The organism is Caballeronia sp. RCC_10, assembly GCF_041360715.1.
Taxonomy (GTDB): domain Bacteria; phylum Pseudomonadota; class Gammaproteobacteria; order Burkholderiales; family Burkholderiaceae; genus Caballeronia; species Caballeronia grimmiae.
This window is the reverse complement of the sequence record NZ_JBFUPT010000022.1, coordinates 17,293-34,570: the sequence shown is the minus strand read 5'-3', so window position 1 is coordinate 34,570 and position 17,278 is coordinate 17,293. Positions and strand designations below refer to the sequence as shown.

General features: G+C 62.4%; 15 protein-coding genes. 7 read left to right on the top strand and 8 right to left on the bottom strand.

The window, feature by feature from the left end; genetic code table 11:
- Window positions 1-74 precede the first annotated feature (74 nt).
- Genes AB6804_RS25960 through AB6804_RS25940 form a run of 5 tightly spaced genes read right to left on the bottom strand, consistent with a single transcriptional unit; the run spans window position 75 to window position 4,514 of the window.
- Window positions 75-938: a nitrilase-related carbon-nitrogen hydrolase gene (locus AB6804_RS25960; RefSeq protein WP_370888871.1), complete on the bottom strand. Its 864-nt coding sequence runs from the start codon at window positions 936-938 to the stop codon at window positions 75-77.
- A gap of 12 nt (window positions 939-950) precedes the next feature.
- Window positions 951-1,874, bottom strand: coding sequence for a glycine betaine ABC transporter substrate-binding protein (locus AB6804_RS25955; RefSeq protein WP_370888870.1), 924 nt, complete (start codon window positions 1,872-1,874; stop codon window positions 951-953).
- 23 nt (window positions 1,875-1,897) lie between these two features.
- On the bottom strand, window positions 1,898-2,614 hold the full coding sequence (locus tag AB6804_RS25950; protein ID WP_370888869.1) for an ABC transporter permease: 717 nt from the start codon (window positions 2,612-2,614) through the stop codon (window positions 1,898-1,900).
- Entirely contained in the window at window positions 2,611-3,795 is a 1,185-nt protein-coding gene (locus AB6804_RS25945) for an ATP-binding cassette domain-containing protein (RefSeq protein ID WP_370888868.1), read from the bottom strand. Before AB6804_RS25945 ends, AB6804_RS25950 begins: the two co-directional genes overlap by 4 nt.
- A complete protein-coding gene (locus tag AB6804_RS25940; RefSeq protein ID WP_370888867.1) occupies window positions 3,792-4,514 on the bottom strand; it encodes an ABC transporter permease in 723 nt (240 codons plus the stop codon). The genes AB6804_RS25945 and AB6804_RS25940 overlap by 4 nt, the downstream gene beginning before the upstream one ends.
- 256 nt (window positions 4,515-4,770) lie before the next feature.
- Here AB6804_RS25940 and AB6804_RS25935 point away from each other — a divergent pair, with 256 nt between their 5' ends.
- The 4 genes from AB6804_RS25935 (at window position 4,771) to AB6804_RS25920 (ending at window position 11,474) form a co-directional block, all read left to right on the top strand.
- A complete protein-coding gene (locus AB6804_RS25935) occupies window positions 4,771-5,751 on the top strand; it encodes a LysR family transcriptional regulator (RefSeq protein ID WP_370888866.1) in 981 nt (326 codons plus the stop codon).
- Window positions 5,752-6,267: 516 nt separating this feature from the next.
- Window positions 6,268-7,371, top strand: coding sequence for an acetamidase/formamidase family protein (locus AB6804_RS25930; protein ID WP_370888865.1), 1,104 nt, complete (start codon window positions 6,268-6,270; stop codon window positions 7,369-7,371).
- Between the two features lie 192 nt (window positions 7,372-7,563).
- Window positions 7,564-8,040 carry a GlxA family transcriptional regulator gene (locus AB6804_RS25925; protein WP_370888864.1) on the top strand — a complete coding sequence of 159 codons (477 nt, stop codon included), beginning with the start codon at window positions 7,564-7,566 and terminating at the stop codon, window positions 8,038-8,040.
- A gap of 233 nt (window positions 8,041-8,273) precedes the next feature.
- Window positions 8,274-11,474, top strand: a complete 3,201-nt coding sequence (locus tag AB6804_RS25920; protein ID WP_370888863.1) for an EAL domain-containing protein — start codon at window positions 8,274-8,276, stop codon at window positions 11,472-11,474.
- Between the two features lie 334 nt (window positions 11,475-11,808).
- Here AB6804_RS25920 and AB6804_RS25915 read toward each other — a convergent pair whose 3' ends face one another.
- Both AB6804_RS25915 and AB6804_RS25910 read right to left on the bottom strand, forming a co-directional pair.
- Window positions 11,809-12,519 (bottom strand): SDR family NAD(P)-dependent oxidoreductase, encoded by a 711-nt coding sequence (locus AB6804_RS25915; protein WP_370888904.1) that lies wholly within the window; start codon window positions 12,517-12,519, stop codon window positions 11,809-11,811.
- A 155-nt stretch (window positions 12,520-12,674) separates the two neighbouring features.
- Window positions 12,675-13,139 (bottom strand): RidA family protein, encoded by a 465-nt coding sequence (locus AB6804_RS25910; RefSeq protein ID WP_370888862.1) that lies wholly within the window; start codon window positions 13,137-13,139, stop codon window positions 12,675-12,677.
- Between the two features lie 156 nt (window positions 13,140-13,295).
- Between AB6804_RS25910 and AB6804_RS25905 the strand changes: the two genes are divergently transcribed.
- Window positions 13,296-14,225 carry a LysR family transcriptional regulator gene (locus AB6804_RS25905; RefSeq protein WP_370888861.1) on the top strand — a complete coding sequence of 310 codons (930 nt, stop codon included), beginning with the start codon at window positions 13,296-13,298 and terminating at the stop codon, window positions 14,223-14,225.
- Between the two features lie 260 nt (window positions 14,226-14,485).
- Here the strand turns inward: AB6804_RS25905 and AB6804_RS25900 are convergent, their stop codons facing one another.
- Entirely contained in the window at window positions 14,486-15,259 is a 774-nt protein-coding gene (locus AB6804_RS25900) for a response regulator transcription factor (protein ID WP_370888903.1), read from the bottom strand.
- A gap of 439 nt (window positions 15,260-15,698) precedes the next feature.
- Here AB6804_RS25900 and AB6804_RS25895 point away from each other — a divergent pair, with 439 nt between their 5' ends.
- Window positions 15,699-16,376: a type 1 glutamine amidotransferase domain-containing protein gene (locus AB6804_RS25895; protein ID WP_370888860.1), complete on the top strand. Its 678-nt coding sequence runs from the start codon at window positions 15,699-15,701 to the stop codon at window positions 16,374-16,376.
- A gap of 41 nt (window positions 16,377-16,417) precedes the next feature.
- A complete protein-coding gene (locus AB6804_RS25890; protein ID WP_370888859.1) occupies window positions 16,418-17,257 on the top strand; it encodes an enoyl-CoA hydratase/isomerase family protein in 840 nt (279 codons plus the stop codon).
- Window positions 17,258-17,278 lie beyond the last annotated feature (21 nt).

Here is a 17,278-nt window from a genome sequence, read left to right as displayed (position 1 = left end):
CCGTGCGAACGATCAGTTGAATCGATTGTCTGCCGCCGTTTTCGCCGATGCCAACAGGCAGACGACCAACCCGATCACGAAACCGACACGATGTCGTTTCCGGGCGCACGCTGCGCGAGAATCGTATCGATGGCGCGGGCGTCGCGCACCGTCGGCAGGTCGAAACGCGCGTTGCGCACAGCGTCGTAATCGAGCGATGCAACGACGAGCTCCTCGCGCGGCGACTCGCTTTGCGCGAGGGTTTCGCCGCGCGGACCGACGATGCGCGAGCCGCCCCAGAAATGCAGCGCGCCTTCCTGGCCGACGCGATTCGCGAACACGACCGGCAAGCCGTAGACGAGCGCATGCGCGCGCAACACGGTCTCCCAGCCGCGCGGATTGTCGAATTCGGTGCCGACGGCTTCGACGGCGGAACTCACCGGCGCGGCGCACAACGTGGCGCCGTCGCGCGCGAGGCGATGCATCAGCGCGGGACTCCACAGGTCGGCGCAGATCGGCGTCGCGACGCGCCAGCGCGGATCGCCGGGCAACGCGAACTGATCGAGACGTTCGCCGTGTCCGTAGAACTTGCCGTCGTCGAGCCGGCCATATGTTGCCAGCGCAATCTTTCGATGCACGTGCACGACGCGCCCCGCATGCAGCGTCGCGACGCTGTTGTAGAACAACGCGCCGGGCGCTTCCTCGATGAAGCCTACGACTGCGCACAGCGACGTGCAGTCGCGCGCGAGTTCGAGCAGCGCGCGGTCGTCGCGCGTGATGGCGAGCTTCAGCGCGTGCTCGCCCGCCCCGTGCCCGGCGAGCGACAACTCGGGAAACACGAGCAGACGCACCCCGCGCGCGGCCGCGTTTTCGATCATTCGCCGATGCAATGCGAGGTTCGCCGCGAGATTGCCGGCGACCGTTTCGACCTGCGCCGCCGCGACGAGCAGGGGTTCCATCGCGCGCATCGGTCAGAGCAGGCCGGCGGACTTGAGGAACGCGCCCGAGACATCGCTGAGCGACTTCTTCTGTACGTCGACCTCGGCGTTCAGGCGCGCCATCGTCGCGTCGTCGAGCTTGGCGGAGAGCGCGTTGAGGATGTCGGCGAGCTTCGGATTGGCGTCGAGCGTCGCCTTGCGCACGACCGGCGTGAGCGCATAGGCGGGGAAGAAGTTCTTGTCGTCGCGCAGCACGATGAAGCTGAACGCGGGCACGCGGCCATCGGTCGTGAAGACGAGCGCGGTGTCGACCTGACGATCCTTCAGCGCCTGGTACGTGAGGCCCGAATCCATCCGCTTGATCTGGGACGGCTCGAAGTGAAAGCCGTATTCCTTTTCCAGCGGACGCAGGCCGTCGGGCCGCGCGTAAAACTCGGAATTGCACGCGAAGGTCAGTTCCTTGCCGCTGTTGAGCACCTTCGCGAGATCGCTGAGCGTCGCGATGCCGAGCTTCTGCGCGACGTCGCGGTTCATCGCGAGGCCGTAGGTATCGTTCGCCTTCGAAGGATCGAGCCAGACGAGACCCTTCTGCGCATCGAGTTCCTTGACGCGCGCGTAGGTCTGCTGCGGATCGAGCTTGTCGGTGACCTTGTTGTAGGTGATGAGCGACGTGCCGGTGTATTCCCAGTACACGTCGACTTGTCCGTTCTCCTGCGCCTGACGCAGCACCGTGCTGCCCATGCCGTCCTTCTTCACGACCTCGAAGCCCTTCGCCTTCAGCAGTTCCGTGGTCATTTCCGCGAGCAGGACCTGCTCCGTGAAGTTCTTCCCGCCGACGGTGATGGTCGATGCCGCCCGCGCGGACTGGCTCGCGCCGAACGCGCCGAGGGCGAGCGCGAAGAGCGTTGCGCCGACGAGGCGCGACCACGGCTTGCGTGACAAAAGCGGCTTGAACATGGGCTTCGGTTCCGGGAGAAGGATCAACGTTGAGGACTGACGCCGCGCGGCACGAGCCAGTGCTGCAGCTGCGCGACGAACAGGTCGGTGGCGACCGCGAGCAGGGCGGTCGGAATGGCGCCGGCAAGCAGCATCGGGAAATCGTTCAGGTCGATGCCGGTGAAGATGAGTTCGCCGAGCCCGCCGCCGCCGACGAGAAACGCGAGCGGCGCGGTGCCGACGGTGATGGCGAGCGCGGTGCGCACGCCTGCGAGAATCACGAACATCGCGTTCGGCAGTTCGACCTTGCGCAGAATCTGCCATTGCGTCATGCCGATGCCGTTGGCCGCCTCGATCATCGCGGGCGGCACGGCGCGGATGCCTTCGTAGGTGTTCATCGCGATGGGCAGCAGCGTCGCGAGCCACAGCGCGAGAATTGCGGGCTTCGCGCCGATGCCGAGCACGCTCATCGCGAGCGCGAGGATCGCGAGTTTCGGCACGGCCTGGCCCGCGTTGAGCGTGAACATCACCAAATGCGCGGCGCGGCCGTTGCCGGGACGGCTCAGCCAGATGCCCACCGGAACCGCGACGAGAATCGCCGCGATGCCCGCGATCAGCACCATCAGCATTTGCTGGCCCGCCTGATACACGATGTCCGCGCGATACTGCCCGATCGATGCAAACCAGTTGTCCGCACGCGCCGATGCGCAGGGCAGCGCGATCGACGCGCCGGCCACGATGCGCGCGAAGCGGGGATTCATCGCGCCGCTCCGATCGCGAGTTCGGCTGCATGTGGCGCGGCCGCGATCGCGTGCGGCGATGCCTCGCCCGACGCGCACGCACCGCGCGCCATCGACGCGATGCGTTCGTGCGTCACGTAACCGATGAAGCGTCCGTCCGCGTCGACGCCCGGCAGCCAGCTTGCGCCGTGCGCGAGCAGCATCGACATGACCGAGCGCAGGTCGTCGCTCGCGCGCACGACGGCGGGCAGCGCGCGCACTTGCGCGGCGTCGAGCGTCGCGCCGCCGGCGGCGAGTTCCATCGGACCGACATGGCCGACGGGTTTGTCCTGCGCGTCGAGCACGACGAGCGTATCGGCGAGATGATTGCGCAGCAGCGCGCGGGCATCCGCGCTCGGAAAACCGCAGCGGGCGACGCGCGCCGGTTCCAGCGCCGCATCGGCCGCGCGCATCAGGCGCAGACGCTTCAACGCGCGGTCGGCGCCGACGAAATCCGCGACGAACGCGCTCGCCGGACGCGCGAGCAGCTCGTCCGGACTCGCCATCTGCTCGATCTTGCCGTCGCGGAAAATTGCGACCTTGTCGCCCATTTTCATGGCCTCGTCGATGTCGTGGCTCACGAACATCACGGTCTTCTTGAGGCTCTTCTGGATGTGGCGGAACTCGTCCTGAATCGACGCGCGGTTGATCGGATCGATCGCGCCGAACGGCTCGTCCATCAGCATGACCGGCGGATCGGCGGCGAGCGCGCGCGCCACGCCGACGCGCTGCTGCTGACCGCCCGACAGATCGCGCGGATACGCGGGCATGTAGGTCGCCGGATCGAGCGAGACCATCGCGAGCAGCGTTTCCGTGCGCGCGCGGATGCGCGGCTTGTCCCAGCCGAGCATCTGCGGCACGAGCCCGATGTTCTCCGCGACCGTCATGTTCGGAAACAGGCCGACCTGCTGGATCGCGTAGCCGATGCGCCGCCGCAGCTCGACGATATCGAAGCCCGCCGTATCGGCGCCGCCGATCAGGATCTGGCCCGAGGTCGGCTGCACGAGGCGGTTGATCATCTTGAGCGTCGTGGTCTTGCCGCAGCCGGACGGGCCGAGCAGCACGCACAGTTCGCCTTCCTCGACGGTCATCGAGATATCGTCGACGACCGGCTTCGCGCCGCGCGACTCGAAGCGCTTCGTCAGGTTTCGAAGATCGATCATCGTGCCTCCGCCGATTGGACCGCCGTGCTGGTGAAGGGCGCGCCGCGCCGCCAGAGAAAACGCACGCGGCGCGGCCGCATGCCTTGCGGCGTGAGACGCCATTGCAGCGCGGCGAGGCCGAGATCGGCGAGGATCGCGAGCAGCGCGACGATCACCGCGCCCGCCACGAGCTGACGCGGGTCCGACTGCGAAATGCCGCGGCTGATGAGCCGCCCGAGCCCGCCCGCGCCGATATACGTCGCGATCGCCGCGATGCCGATGTTCATCACCACGGCCATGCGCACGCCCGCCATGATGATCGGCACGGCGATCGGCATTTCGACGCGATAAAGCCGCTGCCACGGCGTCATGCCCATGCCGAGCGCGGCTTCGCGCAGCGCGGGATCGAGATTGCGGATCGCCGCGTAGGTGTTGCGCAGGATCGGCAACTGCGAATAGAGAAAGAGCGCGATGGCGGCGGGCAGAAAACCGATGCCCTGGCCGATCAGCGACAGCACCGGAATCAGCAGGCCGAAGAGCGCGATCGACGGAATCGTCATCAGCATCGCGGCGGTATAGAGCACGACGCGCGCGAACCGCTCGTTGAGCGTGATGACGATGCCGAGTGCGACGCCCGTGACGATCGCGCAGCCGACCCCGGCCAGCACGAGCAGCACGTGATCGACCAGCATGTGCCCGATCGATGCCGCGTTATTCCAGACGAAAACCAGCGTATCCACTGCGGCCTCCCGTGCATCCCGATGCCAGCGTTGGTCGAATGTACCGGGCCAAAATGGGTTGAACCGGCACAAACTCGACATCTGTTGTCACTAATCCGACGCGGCTAGGATATGTTGGGCATCGCGAACCATTTTGCATAAGGCAAACTGATGCTCGTTCCCGCCGGTTCGCTGATGAAGCGATCACGCGCATCCGATGAATGCATGATGGGCGCCGCCCATGCCCGCCATGAATAGGCAGAATTACGGAGCTTCGATGAGACGCATCCCAACTCCGCTCGACCTGCGCGCGCTGCAGGCGTTCGTCGCGGTCTGCGAGACCGGCTCGATGACGGCGGCGGCGCGCCGCCTCGGCCTAAGCCAGAGCGCGGTCAGCCAGTCGATCGCGGCGCTGGAGCGCGAGCAGGGCGCGGGCCTTTTCGATCGCGACAGCCGTCCGCCGCGTCCGAATCGCGCGGGGCTCGCGCTGCTCGAACTCGCCGGCCCGCTGCTCGATCACGCGCAGCGGGTGAGCGCGCGCATCGGCGATGCGTCGCTCGCGCTCGCGTTGCCCTTGCGGCTCGGCTGCGTGGATTCGTTCGCGGCGACCGTCGGCCCCGAACTGATCCGCGCGATGTCCGGCCCTGCACGGCAGATCGCGTTGTGGTCGGGTCTGACGCCCGGTTTATCGGCGCAGATGCACGCGCGCGAGGTTGATGTCGTCGTGTGTACGCAGACCGCGCTGAACGACACGCGCATCGTCGAGGTGCCGTTGTTCTCGGAGGCGTTCGTCGCCGTGGTGTCGCGCGGCTGGCTCGAGGAACGCGAGGCGCTTTCGCACGATGCATCGGCGTGGCGCGCGCTCGCCGATGAACTGCCGCTGATCCGCTATACGGCGCGCTCGGTCATCGGCCAGCAGGTCGATCGCTTCGCGCGGCATCTCGGCATCGACAGTCCGCGCCGATACGAGTTCGATGCCACCGATCCGCTGCTCAGTCTCGTCAGCGCGAAACTCGGCTTCGCCATTTCGACGCCCTTGTGCCTGTGGCAGGCGCGGCATTATCTCGACGAGATCGCCGTCTTGCCACTGCCGGAAGGGCGCCTCGCGCGGCGCGAGTTTTTCGTGCTGCATCGGCAAGGCGAGTGGAACGATTTCGTCGATGAAACCGTCACGCTCACGCGCCGCGTGCTCGATCACCTGATTCGCCCGGCACTCATGCGCGCGGTGCCGACGCTGCCGGACCATGCGCTGTCATGACTTCCTTTCCTTGCTGACGACTTGACGGCGCGCTGTACCGGTTCGACATCGCCGCCAGCGATGCGGCCGGGCCCATCGGCACCGCGAGCCACGCACGGGCAATCGTCGAGCGGTCCGCGATCGAAGCACGCGCCGCGAAGCGCCGCCGTGCCGAATAACGCCAACACGGCACAGGACCACACATGAACGTAGCAGTTCATTTGCCGACGCACGGCGGCTACTTCGATGAAGCGTTCGAGACGCTCCCGCTCGACGAAGTGCGGCGTCATCAGGATGCGCTATGGGCATCTCACTGGCCGTATCTGCGCGCGATGTCCGCGTTCTATCGGACGACACTCGCGCGCTGGGCCGGCCGCGACGACATCACGCTCGACACGCTGCAGGAGATGCCCTTTACCGGGAAGGACGACTTGCGCGTACTTCAGCAAACGGGTAGAACCACGCCTCACGCTCGAGTCGGGCGACCGCGCCACCATCGAAACGCTGACGCATCACGCGAACGACGACCACGAGCGCATGATCGCGGGCGATCCGGGCGCGCAGAGCGTGTTCGAATGGACGCGCGAGCACAAGGCCGTTTCGCGGCGCGGCGCGGGTCCGACCGAGGGACCGTTCCGCCTGGGCGCCGGTGAAGGCGTGGGCGTGCATCTGCTGACCGGTCCGGTGGCAATCGAAGGCGCCGAAGTTGGCGACGTGCTCGAAGTGCGCATCCTCGATGTCAGGCCGCGGCCCAGTTGCAGCGCATGTCATGCAGGCAAGTGCTTCGGCTCGAACGTAGCCGCGTCATGGGGCTTTCAGTATCACGATCTGATCGAGGAGCCGAAGCCGCGCGAAGTGGTGACCATCTTCGAACTCGATACTTCCGGCGAACCGTATGCGCGCGCGGTCTACAATTATGTGTGGACGCCGCAGACCGACCCGGATGGCATCGTGCATGCGATCATCGATTATCCCGGCGTGCAGGTGGATCACCGGCTCGTGACGAAGCGCGAAAACATCTTGCCGGATATCCGCGTGCCGGCGCGACTGCATTTCGGCACCATGGGCGTCGCGCCCGCCGAAGCGGACTACGTCAGTTCCATTCCGCCGAGCTACACGGGCGGGAACATCGACGACTGGCGCATCGGCCGGGGCGCGACCATGTATTACCCGGTGGCGGTCGAGGGCGCGCTCTTCTCCGTGGGCGACCCGCACGCCGCGCAGGGCGACAGCGAGCTAGGCGGCACGGCTATCGAAACTTCCTTGACGGGGGACTTCGAATTCATCCTGCATAAGAAAGCGGACCTCGAAGGCACGCTGCTCGAAGGGCTCACGCATCCGCTGCTCGAGACAGATCAGCAATGGTCGGTATATGGCTTCACGTTCCCCAACTATCTGGCCGAACTCGGAACTAACGCACAGGTAGAGGTGGCGCAGCATGCGAGCCTCGACAAAGCCATGCGCGATGCCTTTCGCAAGCTGCGCCGCTTCCTGATGACGGTGCATGGTTTGAGCGAAGACGAAGCCATTGCGCTGATGTCGGTAGCGGCGGACTTCGGCGTGACACAGGTGGTCGATGCGAACTGGGGCGTACATGGTTCGATCCGCAAGGACGTGTTCGCGAACTACAGGAAGCGTTGATCTTCGTCAGGTTGAGATCGAACGGATAAAGCGTTGATCGGCGCGATTCAGGACCTCGATACCTCCCCTGTCGATCCGACGACTTGATTGGTCCAGTCAAACACGAACGCGCAGCCACCTGCGCGGCATCACGTCGTTGGCGCGCATCGCTTGCATGACTGAGACACGGCGGGCATCGATCTGTCGCTCGCGATGATCGAAGACGACTTCGGCCGGCAAATGGCGCTCGATGTCGCCAAATATTTGATCGTCTATCTGCGGCGCTCGGGCGGGCAGTCGCAGTTCAGTCCGCTGCTGGAAACGCAGGCTTCGCCTGGTTCGCAGACTATCGAGGTCCAGCAATTCATGCTGGATAACCTGCATGTGGATCATACGGTGGCGTCGCTCGCGGAACGCGTGCATATGAGCGCGCGCAATCTTTCGCGCATCTTCGCCAAGGATTGCGGCATCACGCCGATGACTTATCTCGCCAATGCGCGCATCGATGCCGCGCGGCGCTACCTGGAAGCCACGGACTTGCCGCTGAGAGTCATCGCACATCGATGCGGCTTCGAGGACACCGACAAATTACGCCGCACGTTCCTGCGCCGTCTGCAGATTAGTCCGGTCGATTATCGCAACCGGTTCAGATCGATGAACAAGCATGAGTCGCTTAGTGCTGTTTCATGAGTCTCGCCATGCCGGGATGGTGCGCCGAGACTGACTTTCTGGCACTAAACGCGTGCATGCCATGCACTTCTTCAGGGCTAATCGGCGTACTAAGATTTTAATTAAAGGTTAATTTTGGCGAGCCGTAAGAGGCGTAATAGATAGGTGGGCGAACACGATCGCTGGCGGCCATTCGCTGCCCTGTACGCGCCCGCCTGCATGACTTTTCTCGCACGTTTCCAAACGTCTCGCCCATGAAACGGAATCCTTTCTTCAAGCTGCTCGCGCATTTGCGCGTGGGGCACAAGCTGTTGCTCATCTACCTGCTCGATCTCAGCGCGGTGATCTACATCAGCGGGATTCTGATTCACGAAAAGTATCTGGCGATTGATTTTTCGAACAAGGAGATCGTTGGCAACGCGTATGTTCACGAGGTGGAACATAGCATCACGTCCATCGCAATGGCGGGCGCGGGCAAACCGCCGACGCCGGCGCAACTCGATGCCGAGGTCGACAGGCTCGTCCTTGCCGAGCAGCAATACGGCGCGCAGATGGGAAGCGCGGAGCCCAGCAACGCGCTGCGAACCGCTCTGCAGACGATGGCGCTCGAACGCGAACTCAGGATCGCGTCGACGGACCGGGCGCTGACCGCCTCTCGTGATCTGATAACGCGCATCGGTAATCAGTCGAACCTGATTCTCGACCCGGATCTCGACAGCTACTACGCGATGTCGCTTTCGATCTTACGCTATCCGGCACTGCTGACCGCGGTGAACGGCATCGGCCGCCATCTGCACGACGGCGTTCACGCGCGCTCGCGAGAGGAAGTGCGCTCGCGCTATCTGGTCCTCGAAGGGCAGCTCGACGGCGTCATGCAGGGTTTGCGGTCGGACTACGCCGAGGCCGGGGCGGCCAATCGTCAATTCGAGCGCACGCTTTCTCCGTCGTTCGATCGTATGCGCACTGCCGTCGAGGCGTTCAGGCATGCGGCGCGGGTGGTGGTGGACGACAACGTGGCGCCGGATGCAGCGGCGCTGATGATCGTCGACAGCGCGCAGCAAGCGCTCGTTCAAAGCGTAGACGACCTCTGGCGCAATACCGGCGAGCAGCTCGACGGCCTGCTGCATGCGCGAGTGCAAGCCCTGTTTTCCCGCATGTGGCTGCATTTGGGCACGGCGCTTTTTCTGCTGTGCGCCATCCTGACACTGGTCTATTGCGTCGCGCAGCAGATTTCGTCGCCGCTACGCAAACTCGCGCGCGTAATGGATGTGGTGCGCCGTACCGGCGATCACACGAAGCGCGCCGACTGGGATAGTCAGGACGAGATCGGCCAACTCGTGCGCGGCTTCAACGAAATGCTTGCGCAGCTGGACCGCGAACGCGTCGTGCAGAAGGAACTGGCGGCGACCGCCCGCGCGTCAGCCGCGCAATCAGCTCTCGTCGAAGCCACGCCCGTGCCGATGGTCGTCACCGCTATTCCCGGCCACGAGGTATTGCACGCCAATGCTCCAGGACTCTTCTGGCTCAATGGAAGCAGCACCGATCCGTGGGCCCAGGGCCTCGACTCTGCCACCCGCGCGCGCTTCTTTCAGCAACTTTCCGACCGCGAAGCCATCGACGAATTCGAAGTTCACTGGAAAGCCACCTCTCAGCCGAGCTGGGCGATGCTGTCGGCGCGCCGTCTCGCCTTCCAGGGACGCGACGCCATTCTCACCGCGTTCACGCCGATCAATCAGATCAAGCTCATGGAGCAGCGGCTGGAACTGTGGGGCAAGGTGTTCGAGGCATCGTCCGAGGCGATCGTCATTCTGAACGCAGAGGCGCGTCTGCTCACTGCGAATCCTTCGTTCTTTCGCGCGACTGGTTATCGGATGGACGACGTGGCGGGCAAGCCGCCGGCCTTCATCGACTCGCAGGCGCACGACGACGAAAACGGCCCGCTGGGTAACCTCTTGCAACGCGTCGGGCGCAGCAGCACGTGGCACGGCGAGGCGCAGATAAGTCGCCGCGAGGGCGGTGACTATCCGGCGTGGCTCATGATCAGCGCAGTACACGACAAGCGCGGCACTGTATCGCATTACATCTGCACGCTTATCGACATCACGGACCGCAAGAAGAGCGAAGCGCGCATCCAGTTTCTCGCGCAGCACGACGTGCTCACCGAACTGCCCAACCGTGCACTCTTTGCCGCGAAACTCGGGGTCGCTATTGCAGCAGCGCAGCGAACGCGGCAGCGCGTCGCGGTGCTGTTCATCGATCTCGACCGTTTCAAGAACATCAACGATTCGCTCGGACATCACATCGGTGACGGCTTGTTGCGGTCCGTGTCGCGACGCCTGCTCAATGCGGTCGGCACCGACGACACCGTGAGCCGCCTGGGCGGAGACGAGTTCACGGTACTGCTCAACGGAGTCGGTCACGCGAGCGAAGTGGCGCGCAGCATCGAACAGCGGCTACTGCCGCTGCTTCGCGAAGCGCATGAAGTGAGCGGGCTGACACTCCAGGTGGCGAGCAGCATCGGCGTCGCACTGTACCCGGATGATGGCGAAGACATCGATACGTTGATGCAGAACGCCGACGCCGCGATGTATCAGGCCAAGTCTGCCGGCCGAAATCAGGTCAAGTTTTTCTCGGCCGACATGGCCGAACAGGCGCGTCATCGCCTCACGCTGGAAACGTGTTTGCGCACGGCTATTGAGTTCAGCGAGTTGCGGCTCGAGTGGCAGCCATGCCTCGAAGCGCGATCCGGTGCGCTCGCGAGTGTCGAAGGACTGCTGCGCTGGAAGAGCGCGGTACTGGGTGAAATCGGTCCGGCGGTGTTTATTCCGGTGGCGGAGGACACGCGCCTCATCGTTTCCATTGGCGCGTGGGTGATCGAGGAAGCGTGCCGGCAGCTTGCCGCCTGGCGCGACGAAGCGGGCCTCGAAATACGCGCGTCCGTGAACATTTCGGCGATCCAGCTCCGCGAGCCGGAGCTCGTTGCGGCGCTTGGCAAGAGTCTGCTCGCGCATGGCGTACCGCCGCATTGCCTGGAACCCGAAATCACCGAGACGGTTCTCATGGATGGCGCCGAACACTACGCGCAAGCCATTCACGCCATTCGCGGGATAGGCGTCAAGCTCTCGCTCGACGACTTTGGCACCGGCTACTCGAGTCTCAGCTATCTGAACCGGATTCCGCTCGACCGTCTGAAGATCGACCGCGCGTTCGTGCGAGACATGCTCGACGCGTCCGCTGATCTTGCCATCGTCAAGGCGATCGTCGATCTTGGGCATGAGCTTGGTTTGCGTGTGGTGGCCGAAGGTGTGGAAACCGGCCATCAAGCGCAGGTATTGCGCAAGATCGGCTGCGATGAGTTGCAGGGCTTCCTGTTCGCACCGGCGATCCCAGCCGAAGAACTCGTGCTGTGGAACAGGGCGCGGCAAGACGAGGCGCTCGACGCTTCGCCGGCCTGAGGCGATCCCATCGACACATGCGAGTCCCGACTAGCCATTCACCAAGGCCGGCGCCCGTGGAGCGGTCGAACCCGGCTGGAATGACGAGCGAGTCGATGGGTGTCGGCTGCAACGCTTATGGCGTTGGGGTCGGGGCAGCGGGCTTTGGAGTCACAGATGAGCGGGTGCTCGCTGGCTCGGGATCGTCATTGAATACAGTCTAGCCACAGCGGCATGGTTGGAGAATCGCCGTCCGACGGCAGGCATTCTTCCGCAACTCGGTGCGAACGCCATTGCTCGCCGGACGGTGCGCGCTTCACAACAACAGATCGCGGGCGGCTTGCTTCGTTAGCTCCTAGTGGCCCGCGCTTTGTCCGCCATCGACGTGCAAGATTTCACCCGTGACGAATGACGCATCGTCGAGGAACATGACAGCGTCGACGACGTCGCGCATTTCACCCATATGCCCGACCGGATGAAGCGCATTGAGCGCCGCATGCGTTTCCTCCGGATGCATCGGCGATTTTATGATGCCCGGCGATACCGCGTTGGCACGGATCCCGCGTTTCGCATATTCGATCGCCAGCGACCGCGTTGCAGCAGCGATGCCGCCCTTGCTCAGCGAAGCCAGCACAGACGGTACGCCGCTAATTGGATGATCGACGAGACTCGTCGTGATGCTGACAACATGCCCGCTGCCCTGCTTTTCCATTTGCGCGACCGCATGCTGCGTGATGTAGAAGAAGCCGGATACGTTCACGCCTATGACCGCCGCATAGTCCTCTTCTTTATAAGCCGTGAAAGGCTTGGCGATGAAAATGCCCGCGTTGTTCACCAGCGTATCGACGCTACCGAAGCGCTCGACCGCCTGCGAGATCACCCGCTGCGCGGTCGCAGCGTCGCTGATGTCTCCCGCTACGGTGACAACATTGGGATCGTCCGATGGTTGGATGGATCTCGCGGTCGCGACGACGCGGTAGTCGCGAGCGCGAAGCGCTTTGACAATTTCCGCTCCGATGCCTTGTGAAGCACCTGTGACGACAACAACCTTCGTTTGCTGATTCATTTGGATTGCTCCGGTTCGTGGTTCATTGATTGACTGTCGGAAGCGCACGTGCGCGGCGTTCCGGTTGACATCAATGTAGGCGTTCCAGTGCCGCATTCGAAGGCACGGCGCATATCAACAGTTTTGCGTCGGTGTCACAAATGCGGCTCACGCCTTTAGGCCGGTAGAACTTGTGCAATCACAACGAGCACGACTGCAGCGTTGGCGGGCAGTTGCGAATGTGAAAAGGCAGACCTGGCGTGCCCCGCCTTGTCTCCGAGTACGGCGGCGAAGAGGTCAGACGCACCATCCAGCACCGCGGGCTGACCGTGGAAGCCATCGGCGGAACTTACATGACCTTCGACGCGTACGATGTGACTCAAGCGATCGAAGCCGCCAAGATGCCGCTCGATCTGCGCAAGGACGTTGAGGGCGGTCAGTTGGGCGGCGCGTCGGCCGTCTTCCACTGTGAGCTGCTCGCCGACGCGGCCGGTGTATGCCATCTTGCCGTCGGCAAGTGGGACTTGCCCGGAAATGAAAAGCAAGTCGCCGGCTTCGCTTACGGCGCGATAGCTTCCGAGTGGTTGGGGCGGTTCCGGCAAAGCGAGGCCGAGGCCGGCCAATTTCTGTTCGACAGACATACGCTTCTCCTTCGGGGTTAATGAGCACAGCGTGTCACTTACCTTACTTCACGACATACTTACCGTAGTTGACGCACACGCAAATCTCAATTAACGCGATGTAGTCTTGACCAATGCAACAATCACATTTTTTGCGGCTAGTGCCGAACTTAGACTATGCAACGAAGATTTGATGACCTTCTGCTAGGCAGTATCGAGTTGTTCTGTCTTGCGGCGGAAGCCGGCAGCTTCACGCTCGCGGCCAATGCGGCGAGCGTCACGCCCGCTGCAGTGAGCCGCTCCGTTTCGCGGCTGGAAGAACGACTGGGCGTACGACTTTTTGTCCGAACCACGCGCCAAATCAGGCTTACCGATTCAGGCCGACGTTACTACGAGCAATGTCGAGATGCCTTATCTCAACTGGTGGAGGCGGAACGTGAAGCGACAGGGCAGCAACGCACTCCGGCCGGCGTACTTCGAATCAGCGTACCTACACCGTACGGGCACTATCGGCTGCTGCCTTTGCTGCCTGCTTTCCGCGAACGTTATCCGGATGTGCGCATCGAAGCGCATTTGAGCAACCGGAACATCGACTTCGCCGATGAGGGATTCGACCTCGCGATCCGGGGCCGCGCTCCTGATGACTCAAGCCTCATCGCGCGCAAGCTGGAAGATGCCGAACTGGTCGTGGTCGCATCGCCCTCATACTTGCGCCGTGCGGGAGTGCCGAAGTCTATCGACGACCTTGCGTCACACGAATGCATTCAGTTTGAGATGCCGAGTAGCGGCCGGGACCTTTCGTGGGCATTTAACGACGGAGGACGTGAAGTCGAGTCAATCACGCGCGGGACGTACCGGACATCTGGGGATGCCCTCTCCGGGGTTACGCTGGTGCGCAGCGGGGCAGGATTGTTTCAGACCTATCGCTTCGTCGTCGACGAGGACCTTCGGGCCGGGCGGCTCGTGGAGGTACTGAAAGATCGCGGCGGCGCGTCCCGTCCGTTCGTCCTGCTGTATCCCCATGCACGATATCTGTCTCTGCGCGTGAAGGTGTTTGTCGATTTCATAGTTGAGCAACTGCGCCGCGAGGGCGCCGTCACATCTTGAATTAGTTGGAGCGGGCGGATCGATTGCGCTTCATACGATCGTATGAGTGCGCGCACTAATGTGTTCTTCTACACTTCTCCTGCTGACGAAAGCGCTGCGCCGTGCATCGGACAGAGTCCTCGCGATGACTGATGATATCCATCCGCATCGCCGCCGTGTACTCGGCGCCTCAATCGCAGTGTTGACTATGGCTGGCATGAGCATCATCGGCAGGGCGCACGTCGTGACGCCGGCAACGTTCGCTCGAATCGCGAGTCGCTTCAAGATGTACGTGGCGCGCGCCGCAGGCGTTCGACACTATGCATGACGCGCAAGCTGGCCGCATCGTCGTTGCGTGCAGCGTTAAGCAGGGATCCGAGGCGAGCGGGTACTGACCGGGCGGACGTGTCATGGAGCGACTCTGCTTTCCGGACAAGATCGGGCAAGCTCCGCGCGGCCATCTTCTTCATTACCTGTCCGCGATGGATCTTTACGGTCACCTCGCTGAGATTCATTTCGTAGGCGATCTGTTTATTCAGCAAGCCCGCTACCACATACTTCATCACTTCCTTCTCGCGCACCGTCAGCGATCCGTACGCGGCGAAAACGCCGGCCTGCGCTTGTTCGCCTGCAAGGCGTTGCGCATCACCCTTCAGGGCGTGCGCGATCGCATCAAGCATGTTTTGGTCACGAAACGGTTTTTGAAAAAAATCCAGCGCCCCGGCTTTCATTGCAGTGACCGTCATTTCAACGTCAGCGTATGCGGTCATGAAAATGATTGGTATGTGCAGGCCCAGTTGCGCCATGTCTTCCTGAAAACCAAGGCCGCTTTCGCCCTGCAGACGCACATCAAGCACGAGACAACTTGGCACATCGTCCTTGGGCCAAGCAAGAAAAGCGGCGGGCGAGTCGAAGGTCTGGACGCGCAGCCCGACGGACCGCACGAGGCTCTGAAGAGTAAAACGAATCGATTCGTCATCGTCAATGACATAGACGATGGACGTCTCGCTCTCTGGCATCCTGCGGTCCAAGTTCGTATCAAAACGAGGGCTCATCATTTCTCCACTCAGGGTGATTTACGAACATCGCAACACTACGGTTCGAGCATTTCTTGGCGCGAACGTCAGACGATAGAAGAACCGGTTCAAGGCGGTCGCATTTGCTTGCTGAACGTAGCGGAGTCGTGAAGCGTTGAGCGGTCGCGACGTCAAGCGAGTACCGTTTTGGTCCTCCGCCTAGCGGCGCCGCGACAACAACGATTTTGCTGATACTGCCGAATTGCCGTCTAACTTTAGCAGATATTTGCAAGGCTAATTCGCGAGTTTTTACAGATGACCCGATTCCCGATCAGACGCGTCGACGACTCGATCTAACGATGTCATTAAGACCTAATACGTTGGTATAGAGCGGCCCTCCGGTCCGCAATTGTGAACGTATAGTGGTGTAACCACGGCATCGCGTGGCAAGACAAATCTCATTGAACTCGGTGCGACCATGAAGATACTGATGGTAATGACATCGCATGACGAACTCGGCGACACGGGTAGGAAGACTGGCTTCTGGCTTGAGGAATTCGCTGCGCCGTACTACACCTTTCTTGATGCGGGCATCGAGGTTACGGTGTGCTCTCCCAAAGGCGGACAGCCGCCCATCGATCCGAAAAGCGATACGCCTGAAGGCAAGACGGACCTGACTGAGCGCTTCAAGCGTGATGTTGCCGCGCAGCACGTGCTTGCCAACACGGCCGTACTGGCAGACATGGAACCAGACAAGTACGACGCTGTTTTCTACCCCGGTGGTCACGGGCCCTTGTGGGACCTTGCTGAGGATCCCATCTCTGTCGCGCTGATCGAGCGCTTTTATAGCGCGGGCAAACCGGTGGCGTTCGTGTGCCATTCGCCCGGTGTGTTACGCCACGTCAGATTCAATGGCGAGCCACTGGTCAAAGGAAGGCGCGTCTCCGGCTTCACGAATTCGGAGGAAGAGGCGGTGCAACTCACGCATGTCGTGCCGTTCCTCGTCGAGGATGAACTGAAACGTCTGGGCGGCCGCTTTGAAAAAGTCGCTGACTGGGAGGCGCTGTCGATCATCGACGGCCGTCTCATCACGGGCCAGAATCCAGCGTCTTCGCAAGCGGTAGCGCGAGATCTGGTAGACCTGCTGCACAGATAGGCAGAGTGATCGAATCGGATATTCACTTCCCGGAGAACGACATGAATCAAGAGAGCGCCGATGCGCAGATCAAGGTAGAACGTCGCAGCCCTTCGTATTGGCGAGTAGTCTTCGATCGTCCACCATTCAACATTTTCGGGCCGGATACGATGCCACAACTGGCCGCGGTGGTGACCGCACTCGAAAACGACCCCCATCTGAAGGTGGTGGTTTTCGACAGCGCTGTGCCTGACTTCTTCCTCACCCATTACGACTTCGTCCCTCCGCTCGAAGTGACGGTGAATCTGCCGCCTGGCCCGACAGGCATGCCGCCGCTGCCGGACATGCTGGCGCGCATCGGGCGTGCTTCTGTCATCTCGATTGCGAAAATTCGCGGGCGTGCGTCGGGCGTCGGCAGTGAACTGGCGCTTGCAAGCGATATGCGCTTCGCCAGCAACGAGTATGCGTTGCTGTCGCAGTGGGAAATCGGCGCCGCGCTCGTACCGGGAGGTGGTCCAATGACGCGTCTATCGCGGTTGATCGGACGGGGCCGCGCACTCGAAGTTTTGACGAGCGGAAACGACATCGATGGTCCACTCGCTGAACGCTATGGGTATGTCAACCGCTCGCTGCCCGACGGCGAACTCGACGCATTTGTCGACGGTCTTGCGACGCGTATCAGTTTATTCGATAAGCAATCGCTCAGTGCCATCAAGCAGCTTGTCAACGCACAGACGCTGCCGCCTGACTCTGCGGTTTCGCCGGAGTGGGATGCGTTCATTGCGTCGGTCGGACGGCCTGCCGCACAAGAAAAGATCGGTCAGTTGATGAAACTGGGCTTGCAGAAGGAATACGACGTTGAAGCGCGACTCGGGCACTATACAGGCACACTCTGGCGTTAGTTGCTGCGCGGGCCGGGGCTG

Coding starts and splice junctions, on each gene's coding strand:
- AB6804_RS25960 (WP_370888871.1), bottom strand. CDS start 938: ATGGAACCCCTGCTCGTCGCGGCGGCGCAGGTCGAAACGGTCGCCGGC.
- AB6804_RS25955 (WP_370888870.1), bottom strand. CDS start 1,874: ATGTTCAAGCCGCTTTTGTCACGCAAGCCGTGGTCGCGCCTCGTCGGC.
- AB6804_RS25950 (WP_370888869.1), bottom strand. CDS start 2,614: ATGAATCCCCGCTTCGCGCGCATCGTGGCCGGCGCGTCGATCGCGCTG.
- AB6804_RS25945 (WP_370888868.1), bottom strand. CDS start 3,795: ATGATCGATCTTCGAAACCTGACGAAGCGCTTCGAGTCGCGCGGCGCG.
- AB6804_RS25935 (WP_370888866.1), top strand. CDS start 4,771: ATGAGACGCATCCCAACTCCGCTCGACCTGCGCGCGCTGCAGGCGTTC.
- AB6804_RS25930 (WP_370888865.1), top strand. CDS start 6,268: ATGATCGCGGGCGATCCGGGCGCGCAGAGCGTGTTCGAATGGACGCGC.
- AB6804_RS25925 (WP_370888864.1), top strand. CDS start 7,564: ATGATCGAAGACGACTTCGGCCGGCAAATGGCGCTCGATGTCGCCAAA.
- AB6804_RS25920 (WP_370888863.1), top strand. CDS start 8,274: ATGAAACGGAATCCTTTCTTCAAGCTGCTCGCGCATTTGCGCGTGGGG.
- AB6804_RS25915 (WP_370888904.1), bottom strand. CDS start 12,519: ATGAATCAGCAAACGAAGGTTGTTGTCGTCACAGGTGCTTCACAAGGC.
- AB6804_RS25910 (WP_370888862.1), bottom strand. CDS start 13,139: ATGTCTGTCGAACAGAAATTGGCCGGCCTCGGCCTCGCTTTGCCGGAA.
- AB6804_RS25905 (WP_370888861.1), top strand. CDS start 13,296: ATGCAACGAAGATTTGATGACCTTCTGCTAGGCAGTATCGAGTTGTTC.
- AB6804_RS25900 (WP_370888903.1), bottom strand. CDS start 15,259: ATGAGCCCTCGTTTTGATACGAACTTGGACCGCAGGATGCCAGAGAGC.
- AB6804_RS25895 (WP_370888860.1), top strand. CDS start 15,699: ATGAAGATACTGATGGTAATGACATCGCATGACGAACTCGGCGACACG.
- AB6804_RS25890 (WP_370888859.1), top strand. CDS start 16,418: ATGAATCAAGAGAGCGCCGATGCGCAGATCAAGGTAGAACGTCGCAGC.